Consider the following 16,784-nt stretch of genomic DNA (forward strand, 5'->3'; position numbering starts at 1 on the left):
TATGAATATTTACCGAGAGTATCAACCCGAGAGGCCGCCTGTTCAGGGCGCAATGTATTTAATTGATAGTAATGGCCTGGATTGGTATGACGCACAAAAGCAGTTTAAAGACGATACATTAAAGCTGATGATTGACGAAAATAGAATAATTCGCAGTTATAACGCTGACGTGTCTACGTTATTTCCTGCCAACTGCGCCGTTGTTGAAATACCATTAGAGAATGTGCCAGAAGATTTAGAAAATAACGGCATGTGGATGGTGACCGCAAAAAACAAGATCGTAAAGCGCGTGCAGTCTAAAGAAGAACTGATCGAGATTGCGGACATTGAAAAGTCCCAACGTTTGAGCGTAGCGAAAGAAGCAATAGAGCCGTTATCTGATGCTGTGGAATTTGAGATCGCCACCGATGAGGAAAGGGCAACATTAAAAGCCTGGAAAAAGTACAGGATCGCTTTAACGCGCATTGATACTAGCACGGCACCTAATATTACCTGGCCGGAGGTGCCCTGATGTGGTTCCCGGCTTGGTTGAAATTTCCTAAATCATTGGCGCCGGTGTCGTGTTCTACGGTGCCAGTGCATCCCTGGACGTTTGGTGCCGGGCATCAAGAAGAATCCGGGAACTATCTGAGTCCAGCCAACGCGGTAGATTATCTGCTTAAAAAGCTGAGCGGCGCCAGTGGTGAGCAGGACATATTAGTATTAATGATAGCGGAAAATCATCATGACGCTTTTATGTCAGCCCTGGGACAATTAACCAGGGTTTTTCCGCTGCCGGTATTTAAGCAAGTAGAGCGATTAGCTCAGGCCGCAGCAGAGCTGGCAATATCGAAAATGCAGATCCCAACAATTACCAGTTCATTGCCTGCGCCCGTGCCGTTATCTGTGGGCACTTGTCGATCGGCTATGGTATCGCAACTGATTGCCCAGGCGCAGCAGGACGCGGCCGGATCGCTAGATAGTAATGGCATTAAAAATGCATTGGGTGAATTAAAAAGCCTGCGCGAGCAAGTGGCCAGCGAAGCGGCCAGCACATTGGAACAACTCCAGGGCGGCCGCGCCCCGGTTTGGGCTTTTAGTGCCCGCGGTGACATTAACACCGCCGTGGCAGAACTGAAAAAAGAGATCCCGCAGCAGTCGGCAATCTACAGCGCGGCGGTGATGTTTGTTAGCGACGATTTAACAGCACTTAAGGAAATGGTGGAATGTCGGGGATTATCTTAGCGCTGAGCGGTGAGCCCATCATATTAAAAAATATGTTGATTAACGTATCGATGGCCTTTGCTGAGCAAGACCAAAGCGGGCAAACATCATCAACCACGAAATCAGAGCAAGGCGTTAAAGCTAAAGAGCTAAAAGTAACTGGCCTGGTTGATTTTGAGACGCCAGAAATTTTAACCAAACTTTACGCGTTGGGCGAAGCGAAAGACGCAGGCGGCGGCCTGCAAAAATACCGCATCGCCAATATACTGGCCCAGGCGGTTAATTTTCGTGAGGCCACTTTTAGCGGCACAATTGAAACCACCGCCCAGGCCGATAAAATGGCCTGGCAAGTTGGCTTCACATTAAAAGAGCATGTGAGCGTTAGCGAAAAACGCCAGGCCCGCGCCGGTAAACAGAAAGCCCAAACACAGAGCCAGGGCGACGAGGGTATAGCGGTGGAGGATTTAAGCGAACCGGAAGAAACTCGTTCGTGGTTTGAGGAGAACGTCCTTAAACCGGCTAACGATGCGCTGGGTGGTGAATAATGAGAGTAATTAAACAACTTATGTTGTCTGGTGATGATGTAGAGATCGCCGATATTAATATCGCGTTAGAGCTGAACGCTTGCGGTCGCGGTTTTATCACCGCAATAACTGATAAAGACTACACCGGCAAAATGGTGCGCCTGGATCTTGGTTATACCGGGTTAGTTTTGCGTTGGTTTACCGGGTTTGTGGAGCGTTCACAGCCTGCGGCTAATGGGTCGGTTAAGTTATTTGTGCGTGAAGTCGCCGGGGTTTTTGATAAGCCTTGGCCGTGCTCGATGAAGCACCCAACGCTTAAAAAAATGGCAGAGTGGCTGGAAAGCGAAAGTAAAATTAAGGTGAAACTACCGGCTGCTGAGTATGTCAATAAACCGATTCCAAATTTCACGCATTCTGGCACCGGGTATCAACTATTATCAAACCTAGGCCGCGCTTTTGGCGTTGATGATTATATTTGGCAACCATTGCCGGATGGGGGGCTATATCTCGGCGCCTGGCATGATAGTTTATTTGCCAAAAAGCCGATCGAAATCCCGCCAGAGTTCAATAAAGGCACGGCGTGCGGTAATTCAGTTACATTACCCGTTATTCAAACGATACGCCCCGGCGTAGTGATGAATGGCCAGCGTATCACCCGCGTGGATCTCAATGGGGATGAATTGACGCTAACTTGGACGCCGCTCGACAAATCCACGGGTAAGGCACTGCAAAAACCTGCATCACAGCGACAGATTGATGCCGCTTACCCGGAATTATCCGCTGGCCTACACCTGCCCAAATTCGCCAGGGTAATGGCGCCGAGTGAAAGCCCGACCCTTGGCCAGCAGGCCGATCCGTTTCGCCCAGGCTACGCGGTCAATCTGCAATTGTTGGACGAAAACGGCAAGCCTGCCGCCAATACGCCGGAATATAACGGCGTACCGTTACCGGTGCCAATGGCCGGATCGGAAGGGGGTATGTATCAATTCCCGCCAGAAGGTACGTTAGTGGAGGTCGCTTTCACTGAGGGGCGCCCTGATAAACCTTTTGTTCGCCAAACTCTGCCGGAGGGCAATAGCCTGCCTGCGATTAAGCCCGGCGAGCAATTGCAGCAGCAGCGAGCCGAGGTATCACAACGCGTTACCGTAGCAGGCGATTGGCAGCGTAACACCGACCAGGCAATCGAGGAAAAGAGTCGTAGTAGGGTGGTAGTTGCCGATGAAGAAACGCGCACTATTACAACTCGAAAAACTACGATAAAAGCCACGGATACCACCATAGTGGTGGGGACGGTGAAACTATTGGCCGGAGCCGTACAACATATTGTTGAGGGAGATTATACGATCGGAACGTCGGCGCGACTGGTTGCGTCAGCGCGACAGATTGATATTACCGCCGCCGATTCCATTAAGATCACCGGCAAGCCCATTACAGTTAGCGCCCAATCGATTGAAGAGAAGATCCAGGCAGTACGAAAGAGCGTGGCCGGAGGTGGTCAGGTGATTATCGGTTCAAGCGTATGGATTGGCTCTGGTGGCGCAGCCAGGAGCGCAGGCATCAATGTGATGCAATCAATACTTGATATCTTGGATCTTATTCAAGAACTGGCCCAGCAAACGGCTGATCATACTCACAGCAACACCGGCGCCCCAATTAACAGCGGAGCAATTAGCAGCACCGGCACCAAGGCGGAAACCACTAAAGGCAAGTACCTGCCGTTAATCGCTCAAGGCGTATAGTTGTTATTGTCTACGTTGGCCACCCGCCGCCCCTAAATAGACCTGGAGATATAGACATAAACGTCTATGCTTTCCGGAACCACCCAAGATAGTTAAACATATCTATACTTCAGCAAATCAGCCCGCATACATGTGGGCTTTTTTACGTCAAAAATAAGCCGCATATAACGCCCGTAGCGCCCATCAATTACTGCGCACCCACCTATATCAACCATATTAATTCATTGCAATAGCACAGCGCTTAGGAGACGTAAAGCACGGCGGCGGAATCGTCCCGGCACGGAAAACGCACTACACCGCACCCGCCTGCACGGTTTGTATATAAAAGTTTTTTCAGTTTTGAAATTCTACAAACTACCCGCCCACGCCGCGCCAGTAAAAGGATCTCGCAACGATCCCGGCAATGTAATCAATGTAAGGTTTTTCAGTGATTTACAGTTTTTCAGAAAATCAAAAAGGATCTAATAAATTGTATCAACATGATTTAAAACGAATTATTTTATTTTACGCGGGATTTGTCGAATAGAAAAAGATGTTAGTCGGAAAACTGAAAAGGAAGCACAACCCGCGGCGGGCGCGGGTTGTGGTGTGGTTGGCTAATTTTTTGAAACTGAAATTAATTTTATATATTGATAATTACAGTTAGGATAGGCGTTCGTACATAATTTAGTGGGCTGCGGGCTACTGTTTACACATATAGTACAAAGTTGTTAGCATTCATCGCCACCGCAAATGGCTGTGGTCAAATTGTGGGCTTTAATATTAATTAGTTATTAAAAAACAACATGATGCGATTGCTCAAAAGGCCGCGCATGCGGCCTTTTTCTTTTGTATCATCAGTTATTCAATATTTTTATTATCAGAGAATGTCATCGCACTATGGGACAGCGCTTCACACAGCTTCAACAAAAACAACGTCAACGGGATAAATTAAAGCTTTATCTGTTTGGTTTATTGCTGGCCGTTGTTTCAGTGATTAGCTTATCCGTTGGGGATATTTGGCTTCCGCCAAACCAATGGTTAAGTGAAGAAGCGCGGCTGTTTGTCTGGCAATTACGGCTTCCACGCACGCTGGCGGTAATGGTGGTTGGTGCTGGCTTGGCGATGTCGGGTGCGGTAATGCAGTCACTTTTTGATAATCCGCTCTCAGAACCGGGTTTACTTGGCGTGGCTAACGGTGCTGGCGTTGCTTTGGTGCTGACTATCCTGCTAGGCGGCAGTTTAATGCCGGTCTGGCTATTAAGCATGAATGCGATTATTGGTGCGTTAGTATTAACGCTGATTCTGTTGGGCCTGTCCCGTCGCCGATTATTACCTGGCGCTCGCCTGCTATTAATCGGTTTTGCGCTGGGCATTGTGTGTAGCGCCATTATGACCTGGGCGGTTTATTTCAGTTCCAGTATGGATTTACGTCAGCTGTTGTATTGGCTCATGGGCAGCTTTGGCGGCATTGGCTGGCAGCAAAAATGGTTAATATTGGCTCTGGTGCCGGCCATTGTCTGGCTATCTTATCAGGGCAATAAACTGAACCTATTATCACTGGGGGAGACTCAATCGCGCCAATTAGGTATTCCGCTGGTTATCTGGCGCAATATATTTGTGCTGATTATCGCCTGGGCGGTTGGCGTTAGCGTAGCGCTGGCGGGCATTATTGGCTTTATCGGGCTGATTATCCCACATATGCTTAGACTGATTGGGATTACCGACCATCGATATTTATTAACCGGCTGTGCGTTAGCGGGGTCTGGCTTGCTCTTGCTTGCCGATTTAGTCTCGCGTATTGCGCTTTCTTCTGCAGAATTACCGATCGGGGTGATTACCTCAACCATTGGTGCACCGCTTTTTATCTGGATGTTATTACGAAATGCTAAAACTTACTGATATCAGTCTGTCATCACGGCTGTCGGGGATCAATGTTTCTGCCAGCAAGGGAAAGCTTATCCACCTTATAGGGCCAAATGGCGCGGGTAAAAGTACCTTATTGGCCGTGATGGCCGGTCTATTAACGTATCAGGGAAAAGCTGAATTAGCGGGGCGTGATATTGCTCGCTGCTCGGGTCTGCAACTTGCCCGTTTACGCGGGTATTTGAGCCAGCAGCAGGAAAATGCCTCGATGATGCAGGTTTTTCAGTATATTGCCCTACATCAGCCGCAGAATGCCTCAGTGGAAGCCACTGAACAGACTGTGGCTTTTTTAGCTGAACGCTTAGATTTAGCTGATAAGCTTAGCCGCCCATTAACCAAACTTTCCGGTGGAGAATGGCAGCGGGTTCGTCTGGCGGCTATTTTTCTACAGGTCTGGCCAACGCTCAATTCTGAGTCGCAATTGTTATTGCTTGATGAGCCGATGAACAATCTGGATGTGGCACAGCAGGCGGCACTCGACGGGCTACTTATGCAGTTTTGTGCCGAGGGGAGAACGGCCATTGTCAGTGCCCATAATCTTAATCATACCTTGCATCATGCAGATGAGGCTTGGTTACTACATGACGGAAGTTTAATGACTGCTGGGGTTACTGCAGAGGTTATGAAGCCAAAAACTCTGGAAAATGTATTTAATATCGGTTTCGAGCTTTTTCAGACGAATTCTCTGAGTTGGTTGATACCGGTGGAGAAAAACAGCATTGATTAGTAAAAAATATTGATCAATACGCTGGTAAATAATAAAAAAGTAAGATATTGAATTTATAATCTTTATTAGAATGAAATCGTTTGAATTTTCATATTATTAAATCCATTATTGTTAATAAATAAATTTATTAATCTCGCCAAGCTATTTTAATTAACTTCTCACATATGTTTTTTATGATTTTTTTTCTATATTAAACAATGGTTTTATTGGTCTGCTTGTTGTTGTTTTGAATTAATCTTATCTATCTTATTCCTTTGATTTGTTATTTTGTTGTTTTTTTAAGAAATTAAAAAAATATCATATTTGAGTCTCTTATAATTATACCTGTCAATGTTGACAGGTATCCAACGCATTGCTATTTTGATATAAACACCACCAAATCTTAATGCGAGTAAGGTTATCTCTTATTTATTTTTATGATTAGGGGATATTTAAATAAGCGTCATAAGTAGTTTCTAAAAATTTAGATTATTAACCAATAAGCGGAGCCACTGTTATTGACCATGAGGAATGACCTCATCCGCAGCGTCGGATATTTCAGATAGTGATACATAGGGAATAGGGAAGGTAGTTGTGGTGTATTTTACCTACTAAAGGGATCGGGAATAGAATTATGGCTGATAGTTTTCAAAATGAAGTTCCAGCAGCACGCGTTAATATTAAACTGGATCTTCACACCGGTGGTGCACAGAAGAAAGTTGAATTACCTCTGAAAATATTAGTAATGGGAGACTACAGCCACGGTCAGGAAAACCGACCTATTGCTGAACGAGAAAAGATTTCCATTAATAAAAATAATTTCAATGCGGTACTCGCCGATTTAAATCCTAAGGCTAAGTTAACCATCAAAAATACTTTAGCTGGGGATGATTCTGAAACTAATGTCTCATTAAACTTTAAAGACATGAAAGATTTTGAACCGGAGCAGGTTGCGAAACAAATACCGGCACTGCGTTCATTACTCGCTATGCGTAATTTATTACGCGACCTCAAATCTAATTTATTAGATAACGCGACATTCCGTTTGGAACTGGAACGTATCTTGAAAGATGAACAATTATCGGACGAATTACGTGCGGAATTAGCCGCAATTGGTTCTTTGCCTAATGGCAATGAACCTCAGTAATTGATGTTTTTCTGATACGTATTTAATAAGGATCGTTTTATGTCTACTCAAAATACCAGTTCTGCAAAGTCAGGAAGTACCGTAGTAAAAGATGCCAGCAGCGTTTATCAATCGCTGTTTGATAAAATTAACCTGACGCCGGTTAACCAGTTTGACGACATCAATAAATTTCAGGATAACGACGCGTTAGCTGAAGCTTCAGCGGATGAGCGCGTAACGATGGCGGTAAACGTATTTCTGAACATGGTTCAGCAATCAGCGCAGAAAGTGGATAAGTTAGATAAAAGCCTGCTGGATTTCCACATTAGTCAGATCGATAAACAGCTCAGCGAGCAGTTGGATGCGGTCATGCACCATCCAGAATTCCAAGCGATTGAATCCGCATGGCGTGGCTTGAAGTTCTTGGTCGATCGTACTGACTTCCGTCGTAACGTCAGAGTTGAAGTACTGGATGCTTCCAAAGAGGCTTTACAGCAAGATTTCGAAGATGCACCAGAAACCATTCAGACCGGTTTCTATCGCCATACTTACATTCAGGAATACGACACCCCAGGTGGTGAGCCGATTGGCGTAACGATTTCCAACTATGAGTTTGGCCGTGGCCCACAAGACGTTGCCTTACTGCGTAATATTTCCAAAGTTGCTGCTGCTGCACACATGCCGTTTATTGCTTCGGTTGGCCCTGCATTTTTCGGCAAAGAAAATATGGAAGAAGTGGCGGCGATTAAAGATATTGCTAACTACTTTGATCGTGCTGAATACACTAAGTGGAAGAGCTTCCGCGATACCGATGATGCGCGCTATGTCGGCTTAACATTGCCTCGCGTATTGGCACGCTTGCCTTATGGTCCGGATACGGTACCAGTGCGTAACTTTAACTATATCGAGCAGGTGAAAGGTCCAGATCACGAGCGTTATCTGTGGACCAATGCGTCTTTTGCTTTTGCGGCCAATATGGTGAAAAGCTTTGTGCGTAACGGTTGGTGTGTGCAGGTTCGTGGCCCTCAGGCCGGTGGTTTGGTGGACGATCTACCAATTCACTTATATGACCTGGGTACGGGTAATCAGGTTAAGATTCCAACGGAAGTTCTGATTCCAGAAACTCGCGAGTTTGAATTTGCTAATCTGGGCTTTATTCCACTGTCGTTTTACAAAAACCGTGACTACGCTTGCTTTTTCTCTGCCAATTCGGCTCAGAAACCTGCGCTGTATGATACAAAAGAAGCCACGGCCAATAGCCGCATTAACTCACGCTTACCGTATATCTTCCTGTTATCGCGTATTGCCCATTACCTGAAAGTAATTCAGCGTGAAAACATCGGTGCAACTAAAGACCGTCGTGTACTTGAGCTGGAGCTGAATGCCTGGATCAATAATCTGGTGACAGAAATGACCGATCCAAGCGATGAAGTTCAGGCGTCACATCCGTTGCGTCAGGCAAAAGTTATCGTTGAAGATATCGACGACAACCCAGGCTTCTTCCGCGTGAAGACCTTCCTTATCCCTCACTTCCAGATTGAAGGCATGGATATAAACCTATCAATGGTTTCCCAAATGCCAAAGGCCAAGGCTTAATTTTATCTGGAGTTTGAAATAATGAAGATCCACCGCCCGCTATGGAGTGAAGGTGCGTTTCTGTCGCCGGAGCAGTTCCAGCAACAGAGTCGATGGGAAGCGTTTAGTAACGATCAGATTGCCAGACTTTGTCTGGCAAATCCGTGGGGTGTCCAGCGCGTTGCGTTCGACACTCAAGCCCTGTCGTTAAATCGGTTGAATGCCGACAGCTTAAGTGTGCGTTTTCCTGACGGTAGTTGGATTGATACGGATGTATCCGATGCTTTACCACCGGCTCGGGATCTGACTCAGAGCATTCCTGCTAACCGTAACGAGGTTACGGTTTTGCTAGGCCTACCGTTGTTGCACGCCAACGGCGGTAACTGCCATCAGGAAGGTAGCTATTCTGAACGGCCATTGCGTTATCGGCAGGAATGGATAGAGGTTCAGGATCTGTTTGGACAGGGCAATGAACCCATTGCAGTTGAGCGTTATGCGCTAACGTTGCTATTTGATTTTGAAGAGCAGGGGGATTATCTCACCTGTCCGATACTGCGTTTAAAGCGTGATGCCAATGGTCAATTCATCATTGATTCAGCGTTCTTACCACCGATGTTAAGCCTAACGGCCAGCAACGGGATACTCACGCAATCATTGGATATGCTGTGTACTCAGGTGCAGGCTAAACGCCAACGTCTGATGGGCATGCGGCGGGAGCGCAATCAGCAAATGGCCGAGTTTGCCGTTGCTGATGTTTCTCTGTTCTGGCTGCTGAATGCCTTAAACAGCCACGAACCTTTACTTAAGTTCCTGCAACAGTTTCCGGTGAGTCATCCGGAACAACTTTATCAACAGTTGGTTTCTCTGGCTGGGGCGTTGCTGACATTTTCGTTGGAACATGATGTAGAGGCGATCCCGGCTTATCAACATCAACAGTTGAATCAGGTATTTCCACCGCTGTTTAAGTTAATCGGTCAACTGCTGGAAGCCAGCCTGCCATCGCGGGTGATTGCAATTGAACTGCTTCAGGATCGCGGTACTCGCTGGTCAGGCCGTTTACAGGATAATCGTTTAACGGAAGACGCAGATTTCTATCTGTCAGTTCGTTCATCGTTACCGGCTCATCAACTGTTGGAACTATTCCCGGTACTGTGCAAAGTCGGTTCGCCTGATGATGTCAGTCAGATTATCAACTCAGCACTCTCTGGCATTCCATTGAAAGCGTTAAGTCACGTTCCGGCGGCGATCCCGCTGCGTCTTGATAACCAATATTTTGCGCTGGATCTCAGTCATCCTTCGGCAGAGAGCATGTTGGCCGCGCGCTGCTGTGAGTTTTATGTGCCGCGTTCGCTGCCTGATGTTTCACTGGAACTATTTGCGGTACTTAAATCATGAACCAGAGCCTCAACACCGTATCAATTGACGAACTGCTGCGCGATATCGCCCTGACCGTAGTACATCTTCGGGCAGGATCCGTCGTTGAACAAGGGGAAGCGCTATACAAACGCTGCGTAGCGCAGATTACTACGCTACGTCAGCGTTTGTCAGAGCAGCAGTACAGTGAAGATGTGATCGACGATATCAGCTATGCCGCCTGTGCGTTATTGGATGAAACCGTTCTGTTGCGCAATAGCGATGAAGGTTATGAAGTGTGGCAGGGCGTGCCATTGCAGGTCACGTTTTTCAATACCTATCAGGCGGGGGATGAACTGTTTGAACGCATTTGTCAGCGCATTCGCCATCCGGAAGGCGGGCAGCTGGTACTGGCCTGTTATGACCGCGTTTTAGGCCTGGGATTTCAGGGGCGTTATCTGTCTCAGCCGCAGCAAGAAAGGGAGCAGCTGGTAATAGAGGTTCGTGATCTGTTGCCTAAAGAACCGATCGGTAATGGCGATCTGATGTTGAACACCTTTATGGGGCCTAAACGCTTTTGGCGTAACTCGTCTTTGTTGTTTTGGACCGGCGTGGCGCTGATGGTTGCGGTACTGCTGTTTATGCTACTGCGTCAACACTTGGAAAGCATTCTGGCTCAGCTGTAACAGAACGCATAACGCTAGGTGGTTTTGTTGCTGCACGAGTCGGTATAAAAACAAATGCAATTATTCAGCCGTCTTACAGAGGATAAAAAACTTACTCAGAAATAGGGAAAAGCCGCCGTTACCAGGGTTAAAGGAGAAATAAAGTCTTAAACCGGTATCAAGGTAACAATCTTATCAATGAGATAAGGGATCCTGCATCAGCGATACGGCCTGCGTTGCAAATCGAAGTGGGATTGAAATTAAGGATGTGAATGTGGGTGATTACCCTTGGCGAGTTCAACTGCTGTACGCCACCTGTCTATGTCTGGCGTTGCTGTTGTTCTTTCTACCTTTGCCGACTGGCTGGGTAGTTATAGGTTGTGTGCTGACACTGTTGGTCAGCGGATATAAAGGGTGGCGCACCTTAAGGTATACGAAGCAAATCAGGCATGTTTCACCTTATCTGGATGCGCTGGAACAACAATTAGAAACATTACCGGAACGCCTACGACGTCGGCTACCGGTGATATTGGTCACCGGTAATGCAACGGCAGGTTATTTCGCTGAACAACAGAACCAGCATGTTGTCGTGACCGGAAAGAGTATCTGGATTGCCGTACCGGATGTGTCTGAACTCTCTCTGACCGCAGATGCTTTAAGCGGACGTTGGCCAGAGATGGCAGGAAGAATAGGGGTACTGTTTACCCTAATGCCAGAACACTTTGATAGCCAAGCCTCCCTGACGGGATACTTGCAAACCTTCCGTCAATCATGGGCGGATGCCAGTAAAACGTGTGGATATACATTACCGGGTTATTTAGCGGTAAACGCCAAACTGGGAGAGCAAACTAACGTTCCACAGTGGTTCTGGTGGAATGAGCAGGGCTCAGGCATACGTCTATTGGACGATTGCCAAACCTCATTGATGTCGTGGAGCCATCAGGGGGACGAGAAACAACGTTGCCAGCGCCAGCATTTAACCGTGGTATTGGAAACATTACAGCAGTGGCTGGATAAGCATGTTATTCAGGTGCTTAGCGATACTCAACAACCGGTTCCCCAGTGGATACCGGGGGCGGTAGCGTGCCTGAACGTGAATCATTCAGGGGTAAGTGATAACTGCTGGCGTAGTTATCTGCGGGATATTACAACGTTATCTTTACCCGTCACGTTAGCGCCAGCGCAAACCATGAGTTTGCCGGAGCGACTGGTGGAACAGATGCCCGTCTATTGCCCGATGTCTGGCAAAAAGCGTGCGATCTGCCATGCACTGATATTCAGCGCTCTGTTTGCCGCGATAGCGATGGCTGCTTCGGCGTATAACAACTCGCGGTTATTGCAAAATATTAGTGGCGATCTGCAAGCCTATAACCGCATTCCGATGAATAGCTATGATGACAAATTAGACAGTCTGAATGTGCTGAAAGTCGATCGGGCACTGTTGGATAAATATTACCGGCAAGGTGAACCCGCTAGGTTGGGCGTCGGATTATATATGGGGTCAAGGCTGATCGCCCCATTAGATATCGCGATTAAAAGTTATCAACCACCGCCGCCGCCGCCACCGCCGCCACCGCCGGTTGAAGAGGCACCGAAAGTGGTGCGTCTGGACAGTATGTCACTGTTTGATACCGGTAAGTCGGCGTTGAAAACCGGTTCAACCAAAGTATTGGTGGACGCGTTAATCAATATTAAAGCTAAACCGGGATGGTTGATTTTAGTTTCGGGTCATACCGATATCACCGGAGATCCGCAACGTAATCAATTACTGTCATTGGCCAGAGCAGAGTCGGTACGCGACTGGATGATCGAAACCAGTGACATTGATAAAACCTGTTTCGCCATTCAGGGGTATGGGGCGACTCAACCTATTGCTGATAATACAACAGCAGAAGGAAGAGCCGCTAACCGCCGGGTGGAAATCAGTTTGGTGCCGGAAGCATCGGCCTGTCAGTCGGTGCAACAGCAGCAAACATTACAACAAAACTAAGGAGAGAATAATGGCAATTCCTGCATATCTGTTTATTAAAGATGATGGCGGTGCAGACATCAAGGGATCGGTAACGGTTCAGAATCGTGAAGGTAGTATTGAACTCGTTGAATTTGATCATAAAATTCACATTCCAACGGATGGTAATACCGGCAAGTTAACCGGTACTCGTGTACACGCTCCTTTGACATTTGTTAAAGAAGTGGACGCATCGTCACCGTACCTATACAAAGCGGTGACCACGGGTCAAACGCTGAAATCAGCGGAAATTAAGTGGTACACCATTGATGATGCTGGTCAGGAAGTTGAATATTTCAACACGATGATGGATACCGTCAAAGTGGTTTCTATTAAGCCAGTGATGCACAACATCAAAGATCCAACAAAAGAGCGTTATAACCACTTGGAAGAAGTGGAAGTGCGCTACGAAAAAATCACGTGGACTTACAAAGATGGCAACATCATCCACGCTGACAGCTGGAACGAAGGCCGCGGTTAAATCCCCGTCGTCTTTGAAATAGTAGCGGCGTTTATTTACCTGAATCACTGACTGAGGTCAGTGATTCAGGCGTTGTTCACTTACTGCCTTGCTACTGTCCCAATGACTTTTGGGATTACTACCACTATGCACCGGTGGATTTCTACCGGTGCATCCATCTCGAATACCGATATCATGTTGTGCCAGGGAGCAGCCAATGATTACCGACCCTTCCGTATTATTACGCCGCCTCAATCCATACTGTGCCAAAGCACTAGAAGCTGCCGCCAGTTTATGTCAGACGAGAGCCCACCCGGAAATCACCTTAGAACACTGGCTGCTGAAATTATTAGAGCAAGGCTGTGGCGATGTTACCGTTATTGCCCGCCGTTATGAGTTGGATTTGGACGCAGTCTGGCAAGCGCTACTTAATCAGTTAGAATCGCTTCCTCATACGGTGCAGCAAAAACCAATATTATCCGGTGTGATTCAGGAACTGTTAAAGTCAGCCTGGCTCATTGCATCGTTAGAAAATCAAGCGGATTCCGTGCGCTCAGCCCATATTTTACAGGCGCTGATCGATAACCCTCAATGGCTAAAAGCGCGTGATGCTTGGCCATTGCTCAGCGTTTCACAGGTTCAACTGCAACGCTTATTGCCGATTCTTGATGAGTTGTCTGATGAGAGCCCGGAGCGGGTTCATGTACCGCAGTATGAAAGTGCGGCACAGTCAACGGCGGATATTACATCGTCGATTAATCCGACAGCGTCATCTGATAATAGTACTAATCAATTGCCAACGGCGGCGACCCAGCCAACCGCCTTAGATCGCTTTACCGTCAATCTGACCGAACGGGCAAAACAACAAAAAATCGACCCGGTATTTGGCCGTGATGTAGAGATTCGTCAGATGGTGGATATTCTATCCCGCCGTCGTAAAAATAACCCGATTCTGGTTGGCGAGCCAGGCGTGGGTAAAACCGCGCTGGTGGAAGGCCTGGCGTTACGCATTGCTGAAGGCAATGTACCGGATAGCCTCAAAACGGTAAATATTCATACGCTGGATCTCGGCTTATTACAGGCCGGTGCCGGCGTTAAAGGCGAGTTTGAACAGCGGTTAAAAAATGTGATTGATGCGGTACAGCAATCCCCAACGCCCATTCTGCTGTTTATTGATGAAGCCCATACCATTATTGGTGCGGGAAATCAGGCGGGCGGTGCCGATGCAGCTAACCTACTGAAACCTGCGCTGGCACGCGGGGAACTGCGCACCATCGCCGCAACAACCTGGTCTGAATACAAACAGTATTTTGAGCGTGATGCGGCACTGGAGCGTCGCTTCCAGATGGTTAAAGTCGATGAGCCGGATGATGATACCGCCGCATTGATGCTGCGCGGTTTGAAATCCCGCTATGCTGAACATCACGGCGTGCATATTCTTGATGAGGCAGTGCGTACCGCGGTGGCGCTATCCCGACGCTATATCACTGGTCGTCAGCTACCGGACAAAGCGGTTGATTTGCTGGATACTGCTTCTGCGCGGGTTCGCATGGGATTAGATACTGTTCCGGAAGCCATCACTCTGCTGGAAGCTCAGTTAGCCGCGTTGGAATATGAATATATTGCCCTGAATGAAGATCGCGAGCTTGGCGAAGAGATTTTACAGTCCAGCTTGGATTATATTAAGGTAAAACAGCAGACGCTGCTTGAGCAGGTTGATCGACTGGCTGAACAGTTTAGAAATGAAAAACAGATTGTTCAGCAGTTAATCAATTTACGGGCGCAGCTTAATCAGCCAGAAGCCAGCCAAGACCACCACGTTCTGACTGAACTGATTAATCAGCTTCAGCAACAGCTACATGCGTCACAGAATGGCGCGCCGCTGCTTTCGCTGGATGTCGACAGCCGCACCGTTGCCAGCGTGATTGCCGACTGGACTGGCGTACCGCTGGAAAGCCTGATGAAAGATGAACAAAGCGGCCTGCTAACGTTGGAGAATGAGCTGGCGCAGCGGGTTATCGGTCAGGATGAAGCGTTGATTTCTCTGGCTCAGCGTTTACGGGCGGCCAAAACCGGCTTAACTCCGGAGCAAGGGCCATTAGGGGTATTTTTGCTGGTTGGCCCATCAGGTATTGGTAAAACCGAAAGTGCGTTGGCGCTGGCGGATATTTTGTTTGGCGGCGAGCGTTCGCTGGTCACCATTAATATGTCGGAATATCAAGAAGCCCATACGGTTTCTCAATTGAAAGGTTCACCGCCGGGCTATGTCGGCTATGGCCAAGGTGGGGTATTAACGGAAGCGGTACGTCGTCGACCTTACAGCGTGGTGTTGTTGGACGAAGTAGAAAAAGCCCATCGTGATGTGATTAACCTGTTCTATCAGGTATTTGACCGCGGCTTTATGCGCGATGGCGAAGGACGAGAAATTGACTTCCGCAATACAGTGATTCTGATGACCGCCAATCTGGGCAGCGACTACATGATGGCGCTGTTGGAAGAGCAACCTCAAGCTACCACCGCCATGTTGCATGAAGTTATTCATCCAATCCTGCGCGATCATTTCCAACCGGCGCTGTTAGCCCGTTTCCAGACTGTGATTTATCGACCTCTGGGGGCTGAAGCATTACGTAAGATCGTCGCCATTAAAATGGGTAAAGTTGCCGAGCGTCTACAGCGTCACTATGGCATTGAATTCCGGGTGCAAGAAAGCCTGTTTGATGAACTGGTGAGCGCCTGTCTGCTGCCGGATAGCGGTGCAAGGAATATCGATAGTCTGTTGAATCAGCAGATTTTACCAGTACTGTCGCAAACCCTATTACAGCTTCAGGCCCAGCAGCGTAAACCGAAGGCATTGGCTTTAGGTTATGGGGAAGAAGAAGGGATTACGCTGGATATTATCGAATACGGCGTAACTGAAGAGGCCGCTGAAGAGAGCAAAGCGACAGAAAATCATACAGCACCGGAAGCTGACATTGTTATGGGCGTTTCAGAAAAGGAATAACTGAATGAAAGACCAACTGATAAAAAAAGGTAAAGATCTACTGGATGAGCAGCTTCAGGCTTTCGGCCTGGGCGGCCTATCAGGCGAACAGGGTGCCGCCAGTAGTTTCTCTTCGCTGAATGATGGCTTAAACCGTTATCAGTTGGCTATTGATGGGTTGTCAACTTCACTGTCGGTATTAAGCGTTCAGGGGCGCGAGCACCTGAGCGAACCGTGGCAGTATGTGATCCAGTTTACCGCTCAGCATGGATTGTCCATGGAGCAGGTACTGAGTGAGAAAGCGGTATTTGCGCTGGCGCCGGGTGGTGTCAGTAGCCTCGGTGGTGCGGCCGGTCAGTTGAGCAATCAGCTGATGTCGGCCTTTAATGCCTTTGGTGGCATGTTCAGCGATAAAATTGGCAGCGCTTTTAATGCGCCAGCCGGTGGTTTTTCCATTAATCGCGTTAGTCAGATAGCCAATAAAGGGCTGGGAATTGCCAATCAGGTGAGTTCGGCGGCGGGTAAGTTGGGCAGTATGGC

14 protein-coding genes are annotated in these 16,784 nt (G+C 47.8%); all 14 read left to right on the forward strand.

What is annotated here, in order from left to right:
- Position 1 precedes the first annotated feature (1 nt).
- Entirely contained in the window at positions 2-511 is a 510-nt protein-coding gene (locus tag BMZ28_RS05685) for a tail fiber assembly protein (RefSeq protein ID WP_083399639.1), read from the forward strand.
- On the forward strand, positions 511-1,224 hold the full coding sequence (locus BMZ28_RS05690) for a hypothetical protein (protein WP_074821449.1): 714 nt from the start codon (positions 511-513) through the stop codon (positions 1,222-1,224). Before BMZ28_RS05685 ends, BMZ28_RS05690 begins: the two co-directional genes overlap by 1 nt.
- Positions 1,206-1,748, forward strand: a complete 543-nt coding sequence (locus tag BMZ28_RS05695; RefSeq protein WP_074821453.1) for a baseplate complex protein — start codon at positions 1,206-1,208, stop codon at positions 1,746-1,748. The genes BMZ28_RS05690 and BMZ28_RS05695 overlap by 19 nt, the downstream gene beginning before the upstream one ends.
- Positions 1,748-3,466: a hypothetical protein gene (locus BMZ28_RS05700; RefSeq protein ID WP_074821456.1), complete on the forward strand. Its 1,719-nt coding sequence runs from the start codon at positions 1,748-1,750 to the stop codon at positions 3,464-3,466. Before BMZ28_RS05695 ends, BMZ28_RS05700 begins: the two co-directional genes overlap by 1 nt.
- Before the next feature lie 879 nt (positions 3,467-4,345).
- Entirely contained in the window at positions 4,346-5,347 is a 1,002-nt protein-coding gene (btuC, locus tag BMZ28_RS05705; protein WP_074821459.1) for a vitamin B12 ABC transporter permease BtuC, read from the forward strand.
- Entirely contained in the window at positions 5,331-6,098 is a 768-nt protein-coding gene (gene btuD / locus BMZ28_RS05710) for a vitamin B12 ABC transporter ATP-binding protein BtuD (RefSeq protein ID WP_074821462.1), read from the forward strand. Before btuC ends, btuD begins: the two co-directional genes overlap by 17 nt.
- Before the next feature lie 613 nt (positions 6,099-6,711).
- Complete coding sequence (gene tssB, locus BMZ28_RS05715; protein WP_047780835.1) at positions 6,712-7,224, forward strand: type VI secretion system contractile sheath small subunit; 513 nt, start codon at positions 6,712-6,714, stop codon at positions 7,222-7,224.
- 39 nt (positions 7,225-7,263) lie between these two features.
- Positions 7,264-8,799, forward strand: coding sequence for a type VI secretion system contractile sheath large subunit (tssC, locus tag BMZ28_RS05720; protein WP_047780836.1), 1,536 nt, complete (start codon positions 7,264-7,266; stop codon positions 8,797-8,799).
- A 21-nt stretch (positions 8,800-8,820) separates the two neighbouring features.
- Positions 8,821-10,173 carry a type VI secretion system baseplate subunit TssK gene (gene tssK, locus BMZ28_RS05725; RefSeq protein WP_047781919.1) on the forward strand — a complete coding sequence of 451 codons (1,353 nt, stop codon included), beginning with the start codon at positions 8,821-8,823 and terminating at the stop codon, positions 10,171-10,173.
- Positions 10,170-10,817 (forward strand): type VI secretion system protein TssL, short form, encoded by a 648-nt coding sequence (tssL, locus tag BMZ28_RS05730; RefSeq protein ID WP_074821464.1) that lies wholly within the window; start codon positions 10,170-10,172, stop codon positions 10,815-10,817. Before tssK ends, tssL begins: the two co-directional genes overlap by 4 nt.
- A 253-nt stretch (positions 10,818-11,070) precedes the next feature.
- On the forward strand, positions 11,071-12,786 hold the full coding sequence (locus BMZ28_RS05735; protein ID WP_074821467.1) for an OmpA family protein: 1,716 nt from the start codon (positions 11,071-11,073) through the stop codon (positions 12,784-12,786).
- A gap of 10 nt (positions 12,787-12,796) precedes the next feature.
- Positions 12,797-13,285 carry an Hcp family type VI secretion system effector gene (locus BMZ28_RS05740; protein ID WP_047780839.1) on the forward strand — a complete coding sequence of 163 codons (489 nt, stop codon included), beginning with the start codon at positions 12,797-12,799 and terminating at the stop codon, positions 13,283-13,285.
- A 196-nt stretch (positions 13,286-13,481) separates the two neighbouring features.
- Positions 13,482-16,265, forward strand: a complete 2,784-nt coding sequence (gene tssH, locus BMZ28_RS05745) for a type VI secretion system ATPase TssH (protein WP_083399640.1) — start codon at positions 13,482-13,484, stop codon at positions 16,263-16,265.
- Positions 16,266-16,269: 4 nt separating this feature from the next.
- The coding region (locus BMZ28_RS05750) for a hypothetical protein (RefSeq protein ID WP_139211628.1) at positions 16,270-16,784 on the forward strand (515 nt) is incomplete at its 3' end.

Source organism: Pragia fontium DSM 5563 = ATCC 49100 (assembly GCF_900112475.1).
GTDB lineage: Bacteria > Pseudomonadota > Gammaproteobacteria > Enterobacterales > Enterobacteriaceae > Pragia > Pragia fontium.

Bases quoted from the DNA above. Each gene is read 5' to 3' on its own strand.
- BMZ28_RS05685 (WP_083399639.1), top strand. From the start codon at position 2: ATGAATATTTACCGAGAGTATCAACCCGAGAGGCCGCCTGTTCAGGGC.
- BMZ28_RS05690 (WP_074821449.1), top strand. From the start codon at position 511: ATGTGGTTCCCGGCTTGGTTGAAATTTCCTAAATCATTGGCGCCGGTG.
- BMZ28_RS05695 (WP_074821453.1), top strand. From the start codon at position 1,206: ATGTCGGGGATTATCTTAGCGCTGAGCGGTGAGCCCATCATATTAAAA.
- BMZ28_RS05700 (WP_074821456.1), top strand. From the start codon at position 1,748: ATGAGAGTAATTAAACAACTTATGTTGTCTGGTGATGATGTAGAGATC.
- btuC (WP_074821459.1), top strand. From the start codon at position 4,346: ATGGGACAGCGCTTCACACAGCTTCAACAAAAACAACGTCAACGGGAT.
- btuD (WP_074821462.1), top strand. From the start codon at position 5,331: ATGCTAAAACTTACTGATATCAGTCTGTCATCACGGCTGTCGGGGATC.
- tssB (WP_047780835.1), top strand. From the start codon at position 6,712: ATGGCTGATAGTTTTCAAAATGAAGTTCCAGCAGCACGCGTTAATATT.
- tssC (WP_047780836.1), top strand. From the start codon at position 7,264: ATGTCTACTCAAAATACCAGTTCTGCAAAGTCAGGAAGTACCGTAGTA.
- tssK (WP_047781919.1), top strand. From the start codon at position 8,821: ATGAAGATCCACCGCCCGCTATGGAGTGAAGGTGCGTTTCTGTCGCCG.
- tssL (WP_074821464.1), top strand. From the start codon at position 10,170: ATGAACCAGAGCCTCAACACCGTATCAATTGACGAACTGCTGCGCGAT.
- BMZ28_RS05740 (WP_047780839.1), top strand. From the start codon at position 12,797: ATGGCAATTCCTGCATATCTGTTTATTAAAGATGATGGCGGTGCAGAC.
- tssH (WP_083399640.1), top strand. From the start codon at position 13,482: ATGATTACCGACCCTTCCGTATTATTACGCCGCCTCAATCCATACTGT.